This is a genomic window from Psychrobacter sp. Sarcosine-02u-2 (genome assembly GCF_002836335.1).
Taxonomy (GTDB): Bacteria; Pseudomonadota; Gammaproteobacteria; order Pseudomonadales; family Moraxellaceae; genus Psychrobacter; species Psychrobacter faecalis.
In genome coordinates, this window is record NZ_PJBX01000174.1 from 14,086 (window position 1) to 34,793 (window position 20,708).

The window sequence follows — 20,708 nt, forward strand, 5'->3', positions numbered from 1 at the left end:
AAAAAATAACTATCAGGTTTCTATAATAGCATTAACCAATCGACTACAAATTCGGATTTAACCACTTCTCAGCCGTTTTCATATCCCAACTTTTACGCTCAGCATAACTCTCTAACTGATCGGTGCTGATTTTACCGACGTTAAAGTACTCGCTATTAGGATGCGAGTAGTAAAATCCACTAACCGATGAGCCCGGCCACATCGCATAGCTTTCTGTCAATATCGTACCGATGGCATCGGTAGTACCTAGCCATTCGAATAGCTTGCCTTTCTCCGTATGCTCAGGGCAGGCAGGGTAGCCCGGTGCTGGGCGGATACCGACGTATTTTTCCTTGATCATCTCATCATTGGTTAAGGACTCATCAGCTTGATAACCCCAATAGTCTTTACGAATCAGCTCATGTAGATGTTCGGCAAAGGCTTCGGCTAAGCGGTCAGATAAGGCTTGTACCATAATGGCATTATAGTCGTCACCAGCTGCTTTGTACTGTTCAGCAAGCGCCTCTGTGCCAACGATAGAGACGGTAAAACCACCAAGATAGTCGGTATGAGCATCTGATGGCGAGATAAAGTCTGCCAAGCTAAAGTTTGGCTTGCCGCTGGCTTTATCTGACTGTTGACGCAGGTGCTCAAATTGATATTCTGCCGTGCCGCCCTCATTCGGTGCTTTGTCATAGACGGTGACGGTATCGGCACCGGTACGACGGGCTGGCATGAGCTTAAAGACGCCTTTGGCAACGATTAACCTTTCATCAATCATCTTTTGCATCAAGTCATTGGCATTATCAAACAAATCGCGCGCCGCTTCGCCAACGACATCATCTTGCAAGATTTTTGGATATTTACCCGCGAGTCCCCAAGAGATAAAGAACGGCGTCCAATCGATATAAGGCAATATATTGGTAATTGGGTAATCATCAAGGATGACTTGACCTAGCTTATTTGGTACTGGCGGTACATAGTTGTCCCAATCGTACTGAAAACCAAGCTCAATCGAATCAGCATAAGATATTTTCGCCGCTTTCGGTTGACGTTTGGCAAGACGTTCACGTACTTTGATGTACTCTTCACGCGTCTCATCGATGAGACCTTGACGGTGCTCTTTTGATAGCAGCTTAGTGACGACGCCAACTGAGCGTGAGGCGTCTGATACATAAATAACCGCATCATTGTGATATTGCGGTTCGACTTTAACGGCGGTATGCGCTTTAGAAGTTGTTGCGCCGCCAATCATTAAGGGTAGGGTCATGCCGCGTTCTTGCATTTGCTTGGCAACATAGACCATCTCATCAAGACTTGGGGTGATCAGACCTGACAAACCGATGATATCAACTTCTTCTGCAAGCGCGGTATCAAGAATTTTTTCACACGGTACCATCACGCCAAGATCGAGGATTTCGTAGCCGTTACAACCAAGCACCACACCGACGATGTTTTTACCGATATCATGGACATCACCTTTGACCGTTGCCATGAGGATTTTGCCTTTCTTTTCGCCCTCGACTTTTTCGGCTTCGATATACGGGTTCAGCCACGCAACCGATTGTTTCATGACGCGGGCAGATTTTACCACTTGCGGTAAGAACATTTTACCCGCGCCAAATAAGTCGCCGACGATATTCATGCCGTCCATTAATGGCCCTTCGATGACTTCTAGTGGCTTAGGATATTTCTCCCACGCCTCTTTGGTATCGGCGTCGATAAAGGTGGTGATACCTTTTACTAGTGCATGGGCAATGCGCTCTTCGACCGTGCCTTCGCGCCATGACATATCGACGGTGCTGTCTTTTTTCTTACCGCCGTCTTGATAACTTTCAGCGATGGTCATCAAACGTTCGGTCGCCTCTTGACCGCTCTCGCCTTGATTGCGGTTGAGCATCACATCTTCGATGGCGTCGCGAGCTTCCTTCGGAATATCATCATAAACCTCTAGCATGGCTGGGTTAACGATACCCATGGTTAAGCCGTTTTGAATTGCATGGTATAGAAAGACTGAATTGATGGCTTCACGAATCGGGTTACCACGGAAACTAAACGACACGTTGGAGACGCCGCCCGATACCATGGCGTTTGGTAAATTATCGGTTATCCATTTGGTGGCATTGATAAAGTCAGCGCCGTAATTATTATGCTCGGTAATACCGGTTGCAACCGCAAAGATATTCGGGTCAAAGATGATATCCTCGCTAGGGAAGCCGACTTCATTGACCAAGACATCATAACTGCGCTGACAAATCTCGATTTTGCGCTCATAGGTATCGGCCTGACCGTCCTCATCAAACGCCATGACGATGACCGCTGCGCCATAGCGCATACAAAGCTTGGCGCGTTCGACGAACTCAGCATGGCCTTCTTTTAACGAGATAGAGTTGACGACGGATTTACCTTGAATGCGTTTAAGTCCTTCTTCGATAATGTCCCATTTTGATGAGTCAATCATCAAGGGCACGCGGCTGATATCCGGCTCACCAGAGACCAAATTGACGAAGTGAATCATCGCTTGCTTGGAGTCGAGCATGCCCTCGTCCATATTGATATCGACGATTTGTGCGCCACCCTCAACTTGGTCACGCGCGACATCGAGTGCTTCGGTATAGGCCTCGGTTTTGATTAAACGTAGGAATTTCTTTGAGCCCGTCACGTTGGTACGCTCACCGACGTTAACGAATAAGCTTTCGGGGGTAATGGTAAATGGCTCAAGTCCCGATAAGCGGCAAGCAGGAGGGATTTCAGGTATCACGCGCGGTGGGTAATTGGCGACCATCTCCGCAATCAGGCGAATGTGCTCAGGCGTAGTACCGCAGCAACCGCCGACGATATTTAGAATGCCAGCTTTGGCAAAACCTTCAAGCAGGGCAGCCGTTTGCTCCGGTGTTTCATCGTACTCACCAAATTCATTGGGCAAACCTGCGTTTGGATGGGCGGAGACATAAGTATCGGCGATATTTGATAGGGTTTGAATATGCGGACGCAGTGCATCAGCACCAAGCGCACAGTTAAAGCCAACAGATAGCGGTTTGGCATGACGAATCGAGTTATAAAACGCCTCAGCCGTTTGACCTGAAAGCGTCCGACCTGAAGCATCGGTAATTGTCCCCGAAATCATAATCGGTAATTCAAAACCGATATCATCAAACACGCCCGTCACCGCAAAGATGGCTGCTTTAGCATTTAGCGTATCAAAAATGGTCTCGATTAATAGAATATCAACGCCACCTTCTATTAAAGCTAATGTCGCCTCGCGATAATTAAGCACCAACTCATCAAAGGTGATATTACGAAAGGCGGGGTCATTGACGTCAGGTGACAGCGAACAAGTACGCGACGTCGGCCCAATTACGCCTGCGACAAAGCGCGGCTTTTCTGGGGTCTTAGCGGTGTATTCATCAGCAGCTTCGCGGGCAATTTTAGTAGCGGTTTTATTCAATTCTGGCACGAGATGCTGCATATCGTAGTCGGCCATTGATAAGCGCGTACCGTTAAAGCTGTTGGTTTCAATGATATCCGCGCCTGCGGCCAGATGCGCGCTATGAATCTCCTTAATCATCTGCGGCTGCGTGAGCACCAACAAATCATTGTTACCGCGCACGTCTTGCTCAATATCAGCAAAACGCTCACCGCGATAATCGGCTTCCTCTAACTTAAAGGTCTGAATATGGGTACCCATCGCACCATCTAGCATTATAATTCGCGCCGCCATCTGCTCGGTGAGGCGTGCGCGCGCGGTTAACTGCTGTTCTTTATAAGGAAATACAGCAGGCGGCGTCAAAATAAAGTCACTAGCCGTGCTTGATACATTGGTGGCATTGGCTGTATTGGTATTGGCGACACCAGTATGATTATGAGAACAGGTCGGTGGAGTGGTGGTGTTTTGAGTCATAGGAGCGCTGCTTATTAGAGTCAAGATAAGAAAAGGAAAAAATAAAGTCGTTCAAAGTTTTTTAGGGCGAGCTTACTAAGTTAGCTACTGATAAAATAGGGCGTATAAAACAATACGATTGACAAAACGTTGGCTTAAAAATCGATAAGCAAATCTGGATTATTCTAGCACGAAACGGCTATTACTCGCGGGATTGTGCTTACTCCGCTTATTCCATTTTGGCACTATCACTGACGGCATCGTATTCAAACATATCAATAACTTATTGCTATGACCAACTATCGTTGTACGAAATTAGCATGGTATTAAAAGTACCGTCATAACCTTAAATTCTATTGCATAACGCTGCGTGGTACAAATGAATATCATTTGAATAGAGGATTACCTAAAGCTTTGATTTGTATTAACAAAAGCAATTACTTGCGTGAGCGCTTTATTACCCTATTTTGGTTTACACGTAAGCTACAAAAATTAGCCTAAACGCAAGTTTATAATGCTTTGTGATATGTTAGTTTAATTTCAGAAGGATTGACGTTTCATAAGCAATGCTTATTAGTAACTGTTAATAATTTTTATTTATGAGTGATTAACAATTAGGAATTAAAAACGGGATAGGCAAGGGTTCTAAGGAAAGACAATCTGACCGTAAGTCCGTAATAAAAATCAATAAATTGTAGTCAGTAAACCATTCATTTACTCAATCATTAAGGACAATGTTATGAAACTGATCAAAATCGCTACCCTTGGCACCTTAGCACTTTCAATTGCCGGCCTTAGCGCTTGTAATAATATGATGCCAACCAAAACCCCTGCCACAAAGGCGCCTATGCATAGTCAATCTACTGCCAGTATGAACGTGGTACAGATTGCTCAGAGCAATGCTGATTTCTCACTGTTAGTAGAAGCCTTGCAAGCAGCAGGTCTAGCGGGCGCATTGACCGATACCAGTGCAAGTTACACAATACTGGCACCGACCAATGCCGCCTTTGTACAAGCGCTACAAGAAACCGGCATGACCAAGGCTGAGCTATTTGCTAACAAGCCGTTATTGACCAAAATTTTGACTTACCATGTGCTCAAAGGCAATACGCCTGTTTATCAAAAACACGTCAGACCTGGTAATTACACCATGCTCAGTAATGACACGCTGGTGATTACGCCCCAAGGCAGATTAATGGATGAAAATGGTCGTACCACCAAGATTTTAAAAACAGATATCGCGGCGAGTAATGGCGTGGTACATGTGATTGATAGAGTGCTGTTGCCTAAATAATCTCATTACTTAAATAAATAATTTATCACCTAGATAAGCAATCAACGAGCGTCACAGCGTTTATTTAGGTAGTGGATAAATTCAGATGCTATATAAACCATTGCTAGACTATAAACGAAGATTGGTTTTAGCCTAGCAATGATGTGCTATACGTGAATGATACAGTGTTGCTACCTAAGTAAGCAGTAAGTAAAAAATAATCAGCTAAGATGGTAAGCATTGAGCGACGTTATTTAATGTATTACTAATTTACCCACATTTCTATTTAGAAGCTTTTATTTAGAAGTCTTTATGCAGAAATTTTCATTCATCAGTATTTATATTTTAACCGCTCTGAAACCAAAAAGTACCATCCATAAACCCGTTATTTCAAAGGAATGACCTATGTTAAAGAAGAATTTATTATCTATCGCTGTCGTTACCGCTGCCATGTCACTGGCGGCTTGTAACGATAAAGAAGCCGTTACTGAGCCAGTTGAGCCAGCCGCGACTACTGACGTAGCCGTTGAGCCAGAAACCACCACAGATATGCCAGCTGAAGCAGTGGCTGAGTCTAACGATGCGATGGCTGTAGATGCGGCAGCGACACAAAGTATCGGTGAAATGGCTGCTGGCAATGAGAATTTAACTATCCTAACCGAAGCGCTGCAAGCGGCTGACCTTGATGACATGATGATGGCAGAAGGTCAGTACACCGTATTTGCACCAACCGATGATGCTTTTGCTGCTTTGTTAACTAAACTAAACGTCACTAAAGAGCAGCTGCTCGGTGATAAAGAGATGCTGACCAGCGTATTGACTTATCATGTCGTGCCGATGGTGGTAAAAGCGGCTGACATCCCTTATGGTACAGCTATCGATACGGCAAACGGCCAAACCATCTCTATCAGTGATGCTAATGTGATTACCGATGCGAGTGGTAATACCGCTAACATCGTTGGCACCGATATGATGGCAACCAACGGTGTGGTACATGTGATCGATACGGTCTTATTGCCTAAATAAGCTGATTTTATCGCTATAAACAACAATAAAAGCATCTAAGAAGCCCAGCCACCGAGCTGGGCTTTTTTGTATTTAATGACTTAGCGCAAAATATATCACAGTTTGTATGACAACCTTACGTCCATAAAAAAGCCCGAGACCATCGCCTCAGGCTTCCTGTTTTATCGTTACTTTTAATGTCATCAATACAGTTTAGATAACATTATAGCCTAGTAAATTATAGACGTTCTTTATGAAGTGGATCTTGGGCTGCCATTCTTTGTTGCTGCTTTAGATGACGCTCTTCCCAATACGGCGCGTTTTTGATACCGAATTTTGCTGGATCAAACGTATAGTGCTTCACGCCAGCTTTACGCTGTGCTTCATAATCTTTCAGCATAGTAAGCGTTGGACGCGCGACAAAGAAGATAACCAAAATACCAACGATATTTAGCCATGCCATCAGACCAACACCGATATCACCGATTGCCCAGATATAGCCTGCTGAGTTAAGACCACCATAAGCAACCATCACCATGATTAGTACTTTAACTAAGAATAATCCAGTTCTGTTGGCACCGCGGCTGATAAAGCGCGTTAAGTACGCAACGTTTACTTCAGCGATGTAGTAGTAAGCCAAAATAGTGGTAAAGGCAAAGAAGAATACGGCAATAGCGATAAAGGTATTACCAAACTGACCGTATACGGACTCCATTGCCATCTGAGTAAAGGCAGGTGAGTTAATCTCAACGCCCGCCGCAACGTTTTGTACGATGTATTGTCCTTCAGGTAGCGTACCTTGGATGTTATAAGTACCCATGGTCAAAATCATAAAGGCAGTCGCAGAACAAACCAGTAGGGTATCAACATAGACTGAGAATGCTTGTACCAAACCTTGCTGTGATGGATGCTCAACTTCGGCAGCACCAGCAGCATGAGGACCTGTACCTTGACCCGCTTCGTTAGAGTAAATACCACGTTTTACACCCCAACCGATGGCTGCACCAAAACCCGCTTGCGCAGTAAAGGCATCACCAATGATTAAGCCAAATACTTCTGGAATCATCTCATAGTTAGTAAACATAATAACGAGGGCTAGACCAATATAACCTAGTGCCATAAAAGGAACGGCATACTCGGTAAAGGTTGCGATACGTTTAATACCACCAAAGATAATAATCGCTAGCACCACTAGAATGATACCCAATGCCACAAGACGCATAGAGCCAACTTCTAAGCCCCCAAGGTTCATGATGGTACCTTCACCCATGACCTGTGCAAAGGCATTGATAACGCCGTTTGCTTGCACACCAGGTAAGAACATACCACAAGCTAAAATAGAAGCGACCGCAAAGAGGATACCATACCAACGTTGACCTAGAGCGCGCTCAAAGTAATAAGCAGGGCCACCGCGGTATTCTCCAGTGACGACGTCTTTTTCTTTATAAATCTGTGCAAGGGTTGATTCGACATAAGCGGTAGATGCGCCTAAGAATGCCACAACCCACATCCAAAATACGGCACCAGGACCACCGAAGCCGATAGCTGCTGCTACCCCAGCGATATTACCCATACCCACACGTCCCGCTAGGGATACAGCGAGTGCCTGAAATGATGAAATACCTTGTGCACTTGACTTACCTTTAAACAGCAAGCTGATCATTTCACTGAATAAACGTACTTGTACGAAGCGCGTCATGATGGAATAAAATAAACCTGCGCCCAAGCATAGATAAACCAATGCTGGGCTCCAGATAATTCCGTTTACTAAATTAACTAAACCTTCCATATGTATATTCCTAGTACTGTCTCAAAGTGGCTATATATGACGATGCTAAGAGAAAGCTCGCTTTAATGTCCTTATTAAAGCCAACCACTCAAATAATCTGCATGCGCTTAACTGTCTTAGAAATTCTCCCTACAGATTAAGTTTCATATGCGCTTAGCCACTAAGGATGGACTGTAGTTGTCTGCTGTTATCCGTCTGGTTTATTAACAATAATAAGCGTATCCAACCGCTTATCGCGTTGACAGTTTATTAAAAATGCCCCTAAGTGAAGCGGTTATAAATAAACCAGTGAATAAAACAGGCGGTTATAATATAAATAGCCACCACCTCAATCAATAAGAGGGTGATACTTAACTTTTTATGAGTCATATCGGCTGCCTACATATACATGGTAGAGTAGGGTAAAAGAGCAGTCTTTACTCGTCTATCAATCCTTTTTCATGCGACATTGACGACCTGCTAGTACCAAAAATCTTATAAGTCCACTACCAAATGTATTCAAACCGTACGGCTACGTAACTGCAATTTGCCATATTTTTTAGTCAATTACTAGAATTTTCTTTATAAGGGCATACATTTATAAATGGTTTCCTTCGTATGATTGCCTATAGAAGACTAAGAAATCCTACATTTATTTTACAATTGTCATTATTTTTTAACTCATTGTTGATGACGGCTAAAAAAACACTTACGTTAATAGTAGTGAGAATTGCTTATAAATGCGCCAAGGCCGTGCGATAAGCGCTGTTTTGCGGTTGTGTTTTGGTAACGATGAATTGTAAAAGTAACGGTATAGCGCCATTATTAGCACAATATATTGCGGCTGCTATATTGTAGGCTATGAAAGTCGCAGCCGATAAACTATAAGTACATTTAAGTGGTTAAAATTAAGAAAGCGATTAAAAAATATTTTGTTTGTTATTTATTATTAGGAGAGTCAACGATGACGCGTAAATCTTTTTTAAAACCTATGTTGCTATCAGCGGTATTAGCGACTTCTACCGTCGGTTTGAGCGGTTGTGGCTATAACAATTTGCAGGCGCAAGATGAACAGGTTACCGCGGCTTGGTCAGAAGTGGTCAACCAATACCAGCGCCGCTCTGACTTGGTGCCAAACTTAGTCAAAGTCGTGCAGCAATATGCTAAGCAAGAGCAAGAAGTATTTACTCAAGTCGCTGCCGCGCGCTCACAAGCGGGCGGTATCACGGTCACGCCAGAGCTGCTCAATGACCCTGAGGCGATGAAGCGCTATGCTGCTGCCCAAGATCAGATGACGGGCGCGCTATCGCGTTTGATGGCGGTTTCTGAGCGTTATCCTGAGCTGAAATCTGATGCCTTGTTCCAAGATTTACAGGCGCAGCTTGAAGGCACAGAAAACCGTATTACCGTGGCGCGTAACCGTTATATTCAAGAAGTTCAAGGTTATAACACCACCGTGCGTCAGTTCCCAACCAATATTACGGCCAAAGTATTTGGTATGGATCCCAAGCCAAACTTTAGCGTCGCTAACGAAAAAGAAATATCGACTGCACCAAGTGTCAACTTCGGCGATGATAATGCGCAGACAACGCAGTAAAGCCAAGTTTTCAGTTTAGGCGTTCTATCTATCATGATGGCGTATAAATGCTACTGTTTATGTGACAGTGCGTTTATTTAATAGTCCGTTTATTGGCTCAAAAATGATGGAACGCCTTAATCGTAAGTCGGTTCTTGCGTTGTTATATGGCTTTTTATAACCGTTGGTTTTGTCGTCATTTATTAGTACAGATGTTATTTGAGGTGGTATAGATTAGATGAAGCATTCAACAGCACTCTTATCCGCATTATTATTTACTCTAAGTATAGGGAGTGGCTCGCTGCTGCATGCAGCACCCGATGCTAATAATACGGCGGTCGCTAGCGATAGCACCTCAGATATGCAAAACCGTAGTGTCGAGGAATTGGTAGCGATCGCAAAAGCTGCCGAATCTAATGAAGCCATCAACGATGCCGTCTTAGGTAACGAAGCCATTAATGAAGCTATTCTTGGCAATGAAGCTATCAATCCTAATGCTGCTAATTCCAATAGTAATACGACCACCTCAACAACCTCTAATCGTCCGCCTGTACAATCAAGTGCTCAGGGCGTCGATGCCGATAAGCTCATCTTAAACTCGCCAGTTATCGACCAAGCCAATATCTTAAACCCGCAAGAAAAGCAGCGTTTAGAGGCGCAGCTAAGAGGCATTTATCAGCAAGGTTTGGCGCAAGCTGCGGTGGTCATTGTACCGACCACCAATGGCATGCCAATCTTTGATTATGCGCTACAAGTTGCCGAAAAATGGCAGCTGGGTAATAAAGATATTGACGATGGCCTGCTAATGGTCGTTGCCGTTAATGACCGCAATATCTATATTTTAACGGGTTACGGACTAGAAGGGGTGTTGCCAGATTCGGCGGTCAACCGTATTATTCGCGAAGACATCACACCGCTATTTAAGCAAAATGACTATGGCGCTGGGATATTGGCGGGCGTTGGCGCGCTGCAAACGCGCCTGACCGCTGATCCTGAAGTATTGGCGCGTGCCGATGCGCAAGCGGCTGAACGCGGTCAAAAACAAAATGACATTGGTGATAACCCATCGCCGGTGTTTTTATTTGTCATGGCAATGATATTTGGTAGCTTTATTACCAGTATCTTTGGGCGCATCTTTGGTTCTATCCTGACCGCTGGCGGCTTCTTTGTAGGCTCGCTTGCCTTGGGTGGCGGTTTCTTTATGACGTTAATTATGGCGATATTTATATGGCTGTTTTTAATTTCGCGCGGCTCAGGCGGTGGTCGTGGAGGACGCGGCGGCGGTGGCGGTATAGTATTCCTGCCCGGTATGGGCGGTGGTAGTGGCGGCTTTGGCGGCGGTGGTTTTGGTGGTGGCGGCTTTGGCGGCGGCGGCGGCGGCTTTGGCGGCGGCGGCGCGGGCGGCTCTTGGTAGAGGCGATTTTTATAAGAGTAAGAAGGGTAAATTAGGCTCAGACATTAGAAAATTGCCAGCAATGGCGTACTTGAGGATATAATATAATGGTAAAAAGCAATTCGTCGCAGGCAAGTTTTGCTCGTTGGTGGCGTCAAGTACTGTTTGTCCCTATGTTGCATAGCAAGTGGCTCACGCCCGCAGCGAAGGCTCGGCTGACAGAGCAGGTGACGCTGGCTGAGCGCGGACATCGCGGCGAGGTGTTTTTGATTATCGAAAATCACTTACCTATCCAAGATGCTTATCATCTTGACTGCCGCGATCGGGCGATTGATTTGTTTAGCGAATATCGCGTGTGGGATACCGAAGAAAACACCGGCGTTTTGATTTATGTCAATATTTGCGAGCATAAGCTAGAAATCGTCGCTGACCGCGGTATCAGCACGCATGTCAGTCCAACCGTGTGGAGCGCCATGTGCGAAAAGGCGGTCTCAGGTATCGCCAATCAAAAAACTGAAGAAAGTCTGATGGAGTTGTTGGACGAGGTAGGTCAGTTATTGCGTCAGTATTATCATCTTGAACATGACCCTGCGGGTAATGAGCTGTCCGATACCGTGGTATTTTTAAAATAACGCTTAAAGAAATAACAAGTAAATTTAGATAAAGGACCATGCCAATACCATGATTGAGCTGATAAAAAAACTGCCGAAAGCAGAGTTGCATTTACATATCGAAGGCTCATTAGAACCGGAGCTGATGTTTAGACTGGCAAAAAAAAATAATATCGCCATCCCTTATAAGGATATCGAAGATGTTCGCCGCGCCTATAATTTTACTAACCTGCAAACTTTTTTAGATATCTATTATGCGGGCGCTAACGTTCTGATTACCAAAGACGATTTCTATGATTTAACGTGGGAATATATTTTGAGATGTGTGGAAGATAATGTCGTCCATACGGAAATATTTTTTGATCCGCAAACCCATACCGCAAGAGGAGTTGATTTTGCGACAGTCATTACTGGTATCAAAGAAGCGCTGGCCGACGCCAAAGAGAAATACGGCATCACCTCTTGTATTATCATGTGTTTTTTACGCCACTTATCGCAAGAAGAGGCGTTTTTGACTTTAGAGCAAGCATTAGCATTTAAAGACGATATTATCGGCGTCGGTCTGGATTCTTCAGAATTGGGCAACCCTCCCGCCAAGTTTAAAGAAGTCTTTAAAAAGGCCAAAGAAGCAGGCTTTAAGCTAGTCGCCCATGCTGGCGAGGAAGCCGATTTTTCGTATATTTATGAAGCGTTAGATGTATTGCAAATCAATCGCATTGATCATGGCGTGCAATCGATAAAGAGCGCAGCGCTGATGCAACGCCTAAAAGACGAGCAAATGCCACTGACGGTTTGTCCCAATTCTAATATTGAGCTCAAGGTATTTGAGAGTTACAAACAGCACAATATTAAAGAGCTGCTCGATTATGGCTTGAATGTCAGCGTCAACTCTGATGACCCTGCTTATTTTAAAGGCTATATGAATCAGAACTTTATCAATATATGTGAACACCTGCCACTTACGGAAAATGATATCGTTACTTTGGTAAAAAACTCTTTTAAATCTTCATTTATAGATAATGAATTAAAAGAGAAATACCTAGCGCGAGTGGATCTTGCTCTCCGGTAGGGGCGATTAAAAATATCTTCATTGATTAAGGCTTAACAGTTATATAAATCGTTAAGCCTTTTCCTTTTTTACAAAGTGCTTTTTAGGCGACAGTTACATGGCCGTAATTTTTTGGATTAATAACGGCATAATAATCCCAGCCTTTTCTGCTAAGGTAATATCAACGATAGTATTCGGTGTTGGATGTGGGTTTATCTCGATGATTTTAGCGCCGTTATCTTTTGCTAATTGCGCTAGGCCTGCCGCAGGATAAACGAGGCTTGAGGTGCCAATACTCATAAAGACCTCACAATTGGCTGCCGCATCCTCTGCTGTCTGCCATGCTTGTACGGGCAGTGCTTCGCCAAACCACACGATATCAGGGCGTATATAACCATCGCAATGCGAGCAAGTAATCAGGGTATCACTATAATCCATGGTATCGGCACTGCTGTATGAGCCTCTAAATTGCGCTTGGTAAGGCGCATCGCATTGACTGCAGCGATTTTGCCAAAGATTTCCATGTAAATGAATGACGCTACTACCTGCCTGCTCATGCAAATCATCGACATTTTGGCTAATAAGCGTCAATTGCTGCTCGGTTGATTGGCTATGATATTGCCACTGCGCTAAAGCTTCATGGGCAGGGTTTGGTTTTTTCTCAGCGACCAACTGCCTGCGCCACTGATACCATGACCACACCAGTTTTGGGTCGCGGGCAAAAGCCTCAGGCGTTGCCAAGTCCTCAGCCACATAATTTTCCCAAAGGCCTGTTTGCTTATCTCGAAACGTTGGAATGCCGCTTTCTGCTGAAATCCCAGCGCCCGTTAAAATACAGATGCGCTGTTTTGAGCGCAGCAATTTGGCCGCACGCTCGACTTCGGCTATTAACGCAGGTGATAATTCTGTTAACATGAGCCAGCCCTTTTTTAAGATTGGATATAGACTTCTATGATAGATGGTATTTGGTGGCTTGTCATATTGCTTGCGGTGGTCATGGGACTATGGCTATTGGCAAAATCGCGCGTGCCTAAAACCGCTGATAAGCATAACCTAAAGTCACAGCGCGAAAAAACATCACTCAATGATGCCTTACAGAAAACTGCAGAGCTGGTTAAGCAGTATTTTCCTGACTACCGTGTCAAGCGTAAAGCCAACCATTTATTGATTAGCAAGCAAGATAAAAAAGTGGCTATGATTACGATTGATAAAAAGCTTGCCGCCGGTCAGCGCCGTTTGGGTGACGTACCCGTGATTAATTATCACCGTGTCCCCAGCCGTGCTCATCTAATGGTGAATTTGCAAGATGCAGAGTAGGTTTTTATAAATTAAATAGATTTAACAACTTTATATACAACATTTTATCGTTGATAGCGCACAGTGATAGGCAGCAGTTAGCAGCGTAAAGCGTTGCCGTTAAAGTGTTATGAGGTAATAGGTAGGACTAAAAAAGGGTAAAACATGAGTGATTATGATGATTGGTGCGCTCGGCGGGAATCGAACCCACGACCCTCGGCTTCGGAAACCGATACTCTATCCAACTGAGCTACGAGCGCATAATTGATCGACTAAGACCCAATAAACTGATGATGTGTATAAATATAAATAAGTGCAATTGGTTGTCGTTAGAACGAAAAGGCGTCTAAAAATTGAGACCGCTTAGTCTAACAAATAAAAGTCATAAAGCCAATGAATGAAGGCCGCTATTGGCGTTTTTTAAGAAAAAACACCATAGTCGGCAAACAGGCATGGCAATCTACCTGTCTTTTCCCTTATAATGTCAGGGAGAATTCATATTTATAATCACCGATTACAAGCGCGCCCGTATGCGGGATGGCTGTTTGCTATTGATAACTGCTTGGTTATCAAAGGAGGACAAACAGAATGTCCAAGTCGTGTCGGCCCTTGTATACGCAATAAGAGAACGTGACGAATGAGAAAAGTAGTTATGTTATCGGCAGCTGCCATTCTAGGAATCGCTAGTATCGCTGTGAGCCAAGCCGAAAGTGTTGTAGACACGCCTGTAACCGTATCTGATGTCGCAGAAGGGCAAGAGGTTGTCGATAACTTGCCTGAAAAATTGGGTGACGATACCAAAGCTGCTGCTGATACTACCGATGGCGCTGCAGCTACCGATGAAGCTGCGCAAGCAGACGCGACCGATGCAGATGCACCTGCTGAAGAAGCAACAGCCGCTGCCGCACCTGCCGCTGAAGAAGAGCCTATTCCGCAAGATACGCCACAAGTACAAAAGCTCATCGCTTTGTATCCTAACTTGATTGCTCGTATTCAGCCGGTTGCTAAAGTCTGCTTTGAGGACGACGAAGTATGTGATGTCACTGCACGTTCTGCAGGTCCAGCAGCAGGCGATGGTCCGCGTGATGGTAAAGCAGTTTACAGCGCTGTCTGCCAAACGTGTCACGCATCAGGCTTACTTGGCTCTCCTATGCTAGGTGATGCTGGTGCTTGGGGTCCTCGTATCGCTAAAGGTAAAGATACCTTGTATACCCATGCTATCAACGGCTTTAACGCTATGCCTGCCAAAGGCGGCGCTGATATCCCTGATGAAGAAGTACAAAACGCAGTGGATTATATGGTTGGTGAAGCAAGCTAATTTAATTGGCTGACTTATATGCAACAGTAATAAAAAACAGCAGGAGACGGTAAACTAGTTATCGTCTTCTATTTTGCTTTTTTATCATTATTCTGCTTAATATAGTCAAAATATTCTAAAAACGCTACAGTATTGCGGATAACAGCAATCATATATAGAAGCTTATAGAGCGCCTATTTCATTTAATGAGGTAGGCGTTTTTTTGTGGGCGACGATTGATATTATTAATATCGTGGTTATATCATCCTAATGTTGAAATCCGCAACCGCGAGCCTCACATCTAGACACGAGACTCGTAAGATACGAGAGCAAATAATAGAAAACTAACTTTTCCCGAATCGTCTTCTATATTCCTTTATAGATACATCACTAATAAAGAGGTATTCATGTCTGAGGTGCCAGCGCTATCTATTCAGAACTTATCTAAAACCTATGGCAACGGGTTTTCGGCATTAAAAGATGTCAGCTTGACAGTGCCACAAGGTGGATTTTTTGCGCTCCTTGGGCCAAATGGTGCGGGCAAATCAACGATGATTGGTATCATTAGCTCCTTGTTTAAGCCAACGGCGGGTAGTGTGCATATCTTTGGTACCGATTTGTTGGCTGAACCTTCAAAAGCCAAGCAGTTTTTGGGCGTGGTACCGCAGGAATTTAACTTCAATCAGTTTGAAAAAGTTGAAGATATTTTGATTACTCAAGCCGGCTATTTTGGTATTGCTGCCAAAGAGTCTAAACCGCGAGCAGAAAAACTGCTCAAAGCGTTAGGCTTATGGGATAAGCGCGATAATAAAGCGCGCGAACTATCAGGCGGTATGAAGCGTCGATTAATGATTGCGCGCGCCTTGATTCATAAACCAAAGCTATTGATACTCGACGAACCAACGGCTGGGGTCGATATCGAGCTGCGCCGCTCGATGTGGGAATTTATGCAGCAGATTAACGTTGAAGAAAATACCACGATTATTTTGACCACCCATTATTTGGAAGAAGCGGAGCAGCTTTGTAAGCGTATCGCTATTTTGGATCACGGTGAGATTCGTATCAATACAGAAATGAAAGATTTATTAGCGCAGTTATCGGTTGAAACTTTTGTCTTTGATTTGGCGACGCCATTGACCAAGCAAATTGCTTTAACAGGGGTCACTGATACGCTACAACCCGATGATTTAACGCTTGAAGTGACTCTGACAGAAGGGGAGTCGCTAAACGGTGTCTTTGAGCAGTTGTCTAAGCAAGGCGTTTTGGTCGCCAGTATGCGTAATAAAGCCAACCGTTTAGAAGAGCTGTTTATGCGTCTGGTTGATAAAAGCTTGCATGAACCTTTAAGTTCGTAGGCTGTTTTATTCATAATTTTTCCAATTTACCCACATAAATAGACCACTATAAATATAGCAACCATATAGGCAATCTGCGGGCCATGATAGCGTTTTGATATTAGCCCGCAGACTGCTTAGGAGAGATAACGCATGAACTTCGCACAACGCTGGATTGCTTTTCGCACCCTGCTGATTAAAGAGATTCGCCGCATATTACGCATCTGGCCGCAAACATTATTGCCGCCAGTTATTACGATGAGCCTGTATTTTGTCATCTTTGGTAAAATGATCGGTTCGCGCGTGGGCGAGATGGGCGGTGTGCCATACATGCAGTTTATCGTGCCCGGTCTGATTATGATGGCGATTATCACCAACAGTTACTCAAACGTGGTCTCGAGCTTTTTTAGTGCTAAGTTTCACTCGAGCATTGAGGAGCTGCTGGTATCACCAATCTCTAAACATGCTATTTTGACGGGCTATATCAGTGGCGGTATTTTCCGCGGACTGGCGGTTGGGGTCATCGTCTTTATTGTGGCGTTATTTTTTACCAAGCTGGGTATTGAGCACTTATTTATCACCCTATTTACGGTGATTGGCACCTCGGTTTTATTCTCGCTTGGCGGCTTTATCAACGCCGTATTTGCACGCTCATTTGATGATATTTCTATTATTCCAAGCTTTGTGTTGACGCCGCTGACCTATCTTGGCGGGGTGTTTTATTCGATGGAAAATTTATCGCCATTTTGGCAAAATATTTCGCTGTTGAACCCAATTGTCTATATGGTGAACTCTTTCCGCTACGGTATCCTTGGCTATTCTGATGTCAATGTATGGTATTCGATGGCGGCTATCTTTGCCTTTTGCGTCATTTTTTATATCATCTCTTATCGACTATTAAGTGATGGTTCGCGTATTCGTTTATAAATTGCTGTGAGTACTATTTATAATCTCTAGCATTTTAACTATCATCAGTTTTACTATTAGGAAGTAGCCATGAGTATTCACGGTATTTTGGGCGAACAAACCACTGATTATCCAACTGAGTATAGTCCCCAGACCCTCTATCCAATAGCGCGCAATCTAGGGCGCGATGTGATTGGCTGGCAAGATGATAAGCTAGCAGTGGGCGTCGATTGGTGGCACGCCTTTGAGCTGTCTTGGTTAAATGCACAAGGTGTTTCACAAGTGGCTATTGCACGCTTTGCTGTTCCTGCCAGCTCGCCATTTATCGTCGAATCAAAGTCATTAAAACTATATTTAAATAGTATTAACTTTACCGAGTTCGCTAGTTGGGATGAAGTACAAGCGCTGATTGCTAAAGATTTATCGTCATGCGTTCAGGCAGAAGTAACCGCTCAGTTGTGTGGCTTAGATGATAAGCATTCAGGGCTGTTAATTGCTCAACCTGAGGGCGTTTGTATTGATGACGCGCTTGCCAATAGCAGCGAGAAAGTCGCGCTAACGGAACATCCTGACGCGTCATTATTAGCAAGTGGTTCAGTAGGTTCTGAAAAAGAAGCTGGTAAAATGCTTAGCTTTTATTCTAACTTGCTGCGCAGTAATTGTCCGGTGACCAATCAGCCAGATTGGGGTACGTTAGCGGTTTCGATTATCAGTAATAAAGCATTTGATGAAGCAAGTATGTTACGTTATATTTTAAGTTTCCGTCAGCATAATGGCTTTCATGAGCAGTGTGTCGAGCAAATATTTGCTGATTTGAGTCAGTACTATCAGCCAAGCGAGCTGATGGTTCGTGCGTGGTATACACGCCGCGGCGGTATCGATATCAATCCTTGCCGCGTCAGTGATATAAAGTTGTTACCGCAGCCAAGCCGCTTGATTCGCCAGTAAGGTAATGGTTTTATTTAAATTGGTTTTGCAGCGTTTGGTTTAAAAAAAGCGCCTATCTGAATCAGATAGGCGCTTTTTATTGAGCAAGTTTTATTAAAAACTATTTGCCGCTTACTTTTGCCATCACTTCTTCGCGGCTCAGCATTTGCTTTTCTGTTTCGCGGCGATTGACGTATTCGTATTTGCCTTCAGCCAAGTTACGGTCTGAAACCACGATACGATGCGGAATACCAATCAATTCAAGGTCGGCAAACTTCACGCCCGGGCGCTCATTACGGTCATCAAGCAAGACGTTAACACCTTGAGATTTTAGCTCCTCATACAGCGCGGTCGCCGTCTGCATGACGGTGTCTTCTTTTGACTTCATCGGTATGATAGCGACTTCAAACGGCGCAATTGAATCGTCAACGCTTGGCGTTTGTGGCCACATGATGCCGTTTTCATCGTTGTTCTGCTCGATAGCAGCCGCGATGATACGACTGACGCCAATACCATAGCAACCCATCATCATGGTCACAGGCTTGCCATCTTCACCAGAGACAGTCGCATTCATCGCTTGCGAGTATTTATCACCCAACTGGAAGATATGACCGACTTCGATGCCGCGTTTGATTTTTAGGCTGCCTTTACCGTCAGGAGAAGGATCGCCTTCTTGTACATTGCGCACATCAACGACGCGGGTAATGCTGGCATCACGCACCCAGTTCATACCGATGGTATGTTTATTGACTGCGTTTGCGCCCGAGACAAAATCCGACAAAGAAGCTGCCGAGCGATCGACGAATACGGGCATATCCAAATCAACGCCGATATAGCCTTTATGCAAACCAGCGGCTTTAAGCTCTTCATCAGAAGCCATCGTTAGCGGTACATTGGCTTCTTCGATTTTCTCCGCTTTAATGGTATTTAGCTGATGGTCACCGCGTAAGACAATCGCGATTAATTGCGGTTCATCATCTTCGGTATGACCGTGGACGATTAAGGTTTTCACCGTCGTCTCTAACGGTACGCCTAGATGCTCAGCAACCATTTTACAACTGGTCATGTCTTCTGTTAAAACGTCTTCGCGTTCCATTTTTGGTGGCTGACGCTCAGCGGTGCTGACCGATTCGGCTAGCTCAACGTTGGCTGCATAATCAGAAACGTCAGAGAAAGCGATATCATCTTCACCGCTGTCTGCCAACACATGAAACTCATGCGACGCAAAACCGCCGATAGAACCGGTATCCGCTTGCACGGCACGGAAATCTAAACCCAAACGGGTAAAGATGCGCGTATAAGCGTCGTACATCTCATGGTAAGTCTTTGCCAAAGACGCTTGGTCAGCGTGGAACGAGTAAGCGTCTTTCATGGTAAATTCGCGCGCACGCATCACGCCAAAACGCGGACGAATCTCGTCACGAAACTTACCTTGGATTTGGAAAAAGGTAATCGGCAACTGCTTATAACTGCGCAGCTCACCTTGAGCAAGGTTGGTGATGACTTCTTCGTGTGTCGGACCCAAGACAAAATCGCGGTCATGACGGTCTTTAAAGCGTAACAGCTCAGGACCATAGTCATTAAAACGCCCGGTCGTTTGCCAAAGCTCGGCAGGCTGGGTCATTGGCATCAGCACTTCTTGAGCGCCGACGTTTTGCATCTCTTCGCGAACGATGCGTTCGACTTTTTGCAACACGCGCAAACCCATCGGCAGCCAGATATACAATCCAGAAGCGATTTTACGAATAAGACCTGCTCTTACCATGAGTTGGCTTGAGGCGATATCAGCGTCGCTGGGCGTTTCTTTTAGCGTGGCAAACAAAAATTGACTGGCTTTCATAAATAAAGCGGAACCTTATCAACGATAAAATAAATAAGAAATAGGAGGATATTTAGCGTGTGCTTTGATGGCCGACGCAAGCTTACCTTTTATCACTTGGTAATAGTCTAGGACCTGCCTAGCTAAAAAGTACTGCAACAAGCAGCACGTTATTAGAAAGTGCGTTTATAAAACGCCTTACAAAAAGGGTGAAACTTTTATTTTTGTATGAATACATCCATATCGACAGCGTCATATTTTTGGTAAAAAAGCCAGAAAAATGGGTGCATGCCAACATTTTGCTTATACAATCTGACTATGTTAGGTAAAGTTCGCCTAAGACGCAATGACTTTTTGTTGATTCAGCTTAAACAGTGGCTAAACTCAATAATAATGCTAAAAATAAGCTGTTTTTTGAACTCAAAATCCACCAATTTTGGAGACTCAAAGATAAAATTTTAGTTAGCTGATAAAGCAGCACGGTTTATAGATTTTGGACATAAAAGAATAAAGGGATAAATAGTGAAGCAAAAGCTATTTTTTAAAGTGGCATCGAACTCATCAATTATGTAGGAGAATGGTAGTAACTGCTTGAA

At 44.3% G+C, this 20,708-nt stretch carries 15 protein-coding genes and 1 tRNA gene; 11 read left to right on the plus strand and 5 right to left on the minus strand.

Annotated features, from left to right (window positions below; translation table 11 throughout):
* Positions 1-43: 43 nt before the first annotated feature.
* Complete coding sequence (gene metH, locus CXF58_RS10940; RefSeq protein ID WP_416375579.1) at positions 44-3,700, minus strand: methionine synthase; 3,657 nt, start codon at positions 3,698-3,700, stop codon at positions 44-46.
* 898 nt (positions 3,701-4,598) lie between these two features.
* On the opposite strand from metH, the gene CXF58_RS10945 reads away from it, so the two are divergent.
* Both CXF58_RS10945 and CXF58_RS10950 read left to right on the plus strand, forming a co-directional pair.
* Complete coding sequence (locus tag CXF58_RS10945; RefSeq protein ID WP_102077524.1) at positions 4,599-5,153, plus strand: fasciclin domain-containing protein; 555 nt, start codon at positions 4,599-4,601, stop codon at positions 5,151-5,153.
* 384 nt (positions 5,154-5,537) lie between these two features.
* Positions 5,538-6,158, plus strand: coding sequence for a fasciclin domain-containing protein (locus CXF58_RS10950; RefSeq protein ID WP_102077525.1), 621 nt, complete (start codon positions 5,538-5,540; stop codon positions 6,156-6,158).
* A gap of 217 nt (positions 6,159-6,375) precedes the next feature.
* Here CXF58_RS10950 and CXF58_RS10955 read toward each other — a convergent pair whose 3' ends face one another.
* Positions 6,376-7,926, minus strand: a complete 1,551-nt coding sequence (locus CXF58_RS10955) for an alanine/glycine:cation symporter family protein (RefSeq protein WP_102077526.1) — start codon at positions 7,924-7,926, stop codon at positions 6,376-6,378.
* 943 nt (positions 7,927-8,869) lie between these two features.
* Here CXF58_RS10955 and CXF58_RS10960 point away from each other — a divergent pair.
* The 4 genes from CXF58_RS10960 to CXF58_RS10975 all read left to right on the plus strand — a co-directional run bounded on the left by CXF58_RS10960 (position 8,870) and on the right by CXF58_RS10975 (position 12,554).
* Complete coding sequence (locus CXF58_RS10960) at positions 8,870-9,502, plus strand: LemA family protein (protein ID WP_102077527.1); 633 nt, start codon at positions 8,870-8,872, stop codon at positions 9,500-9,502.
* Positions 9,503-9,719: 217 nt separating this feature from the next.
* Complete coding sequence (locus CXF58_RS10965) at positions 9,720-10,895, plus strand: TPM domain-containing protein (RefSeq protein ID WP_102077528.1); 1,176 nt, start codon at positions 9,720-9,722, stop codon at positions 10,893-10,895.
* An 86-nt stretch (positions 10,896-10,981) separates the two neighbouring features.
* A complete protein-coding gene (locus CXF58_RS10970) occupies positions 10,982-11,506 on the plus strand; it encodes a TPM domain-containing protein (protein WP_068408537.1) in 525 nt (174 codons plus the stop codon).
* A gap of 49 nt (positions 11,507-11,555) precedes the next feature.
* Entirely contained in the window at positions 11,556-12,554 is a 999-nt protein-coding gene (locus tag CXF58_RS10975; protein ID WP_102077529.1) for an adenosine deaminase, read from the plus strand.
* A 93-nt stretch (positions 12,555-12,647) separates the two neighbouring features.
* On the opposite strand, the gene CXF58_RS10980 is transcribed toward CXF58_RS10975, so the two are convergent.
* Positions 12,648-13,448 carry an SIR2 family NAD-dependent protein deacylase gene (locus tag CXF58_RS10980; protein ID WP_102077530.1) on the minus strand — a complete coding sequence of 267 codons (801 nt, stop codon included), beginning with the start codon at positions 13,446-13,448 and terminating at the stop codon, positions 12,648-12,650.
* 36 nt (positions 13,449-13,484) lie between these two features.
* Here CXF58_RS10980 and CXF58_RS10985 point away from each other — a divergent pair, with 36 nt between their 5' ends.
* Entirely contained in the window at positions 13,485-13,850 is a 366-nt protein-coding gene (locus CXF58_RS10985) for a hypothetical protein (RefSeq protein ID WP_102077531.1), read from the plus strand.
* A 162-nt stretch (positions 13,851-14,012) separates the two neighbouring features.
* On the opposite strand, the gene CXF58_RS10990 is transcribed toward CXF58_RS10985, so the two are convergent.
* Positions 14,013-14,089, minus strand: a tRNA-Arg gene (locus CXF58_RS10990).
* Positions 14,090-14,481: 392 nt separating this feature from the next.
* On the opposite strand from CXF58_RS10990, the gene CXF58_RS10995 reads away from it, so the two are divergent.
* The 4 genes from CXF58_RS10995 to queF all read left to right on the plus strand — a co-directional run bounded on the left by CXF58_RS10995 (position 14,482) and on the right by queF (position 18,314).
* Positions 14,482-15,147, plus strand: coding sequence for a c-type cytochrome (locus CXF58_RS10995; RefSeq protein ID WP_228706602.1), 666 nt, complete (start codon positions 14,482-14,484; stop codon positions 15,145-15,147).
* 386 nt (positions 15,148-15,533) lie between these two features.
* Positions 15,534-16,481, plus strand: a complete 948-nt coding sequence (locus CXF58_RS11000) for an ABC transporter ATP-binding protein (protein WP_068408527.1) — start codon at positions 15,534-15,536, stop codon at positions 16,479-16,481.
* A gap of 132 nt (positions 16,482-16,613) precedes the next feature.
* Positions 16,614-17,387 carry an ABC transporter permease gene (locus CXF58_RS11005; RefSeq protein ID WP_068408525.1) on the plus strand — a complete coding sequence of 258 codons (774 nt, stop codon included), beginning with the start codon at positions 16,614-16,616 and terminating at the stop codon, positions 17,385-17,387.
* A gap of 69 nt (positions 17,388-17,456) precedes the next feature.
* Positions 17,457-18,314: an NADPH-dependent 7-cyano-7-deazaguanine reductase QueF gene (gene queF, locus CXF58_RS11010; protein WP_068408523.1), complete on the plus strand. Its 858-nt coding sequence runs from the start codon at positions 17,457-17,459 to the stop codon at positions 18,312-18,314.
* A gap of 100 nt (positions 18,315-18,414) precedes the next feature.
* On the opposite strand, the gene CXF58_RS11015 is transcribed toward queF, so the two are convergent.
* Positions 18,415-20,133, minus strand: a complete 1,719-nt coding sequence (locus tag CXF58_RS11015) for a proline--tRNA ligase (protein WP_068408521.1) — start codon at positions 20,131-20,133, stop codon at positions 18,415-18,417.
* Positions 20,134-20,708: the final 575 nt, after the last annotated feature.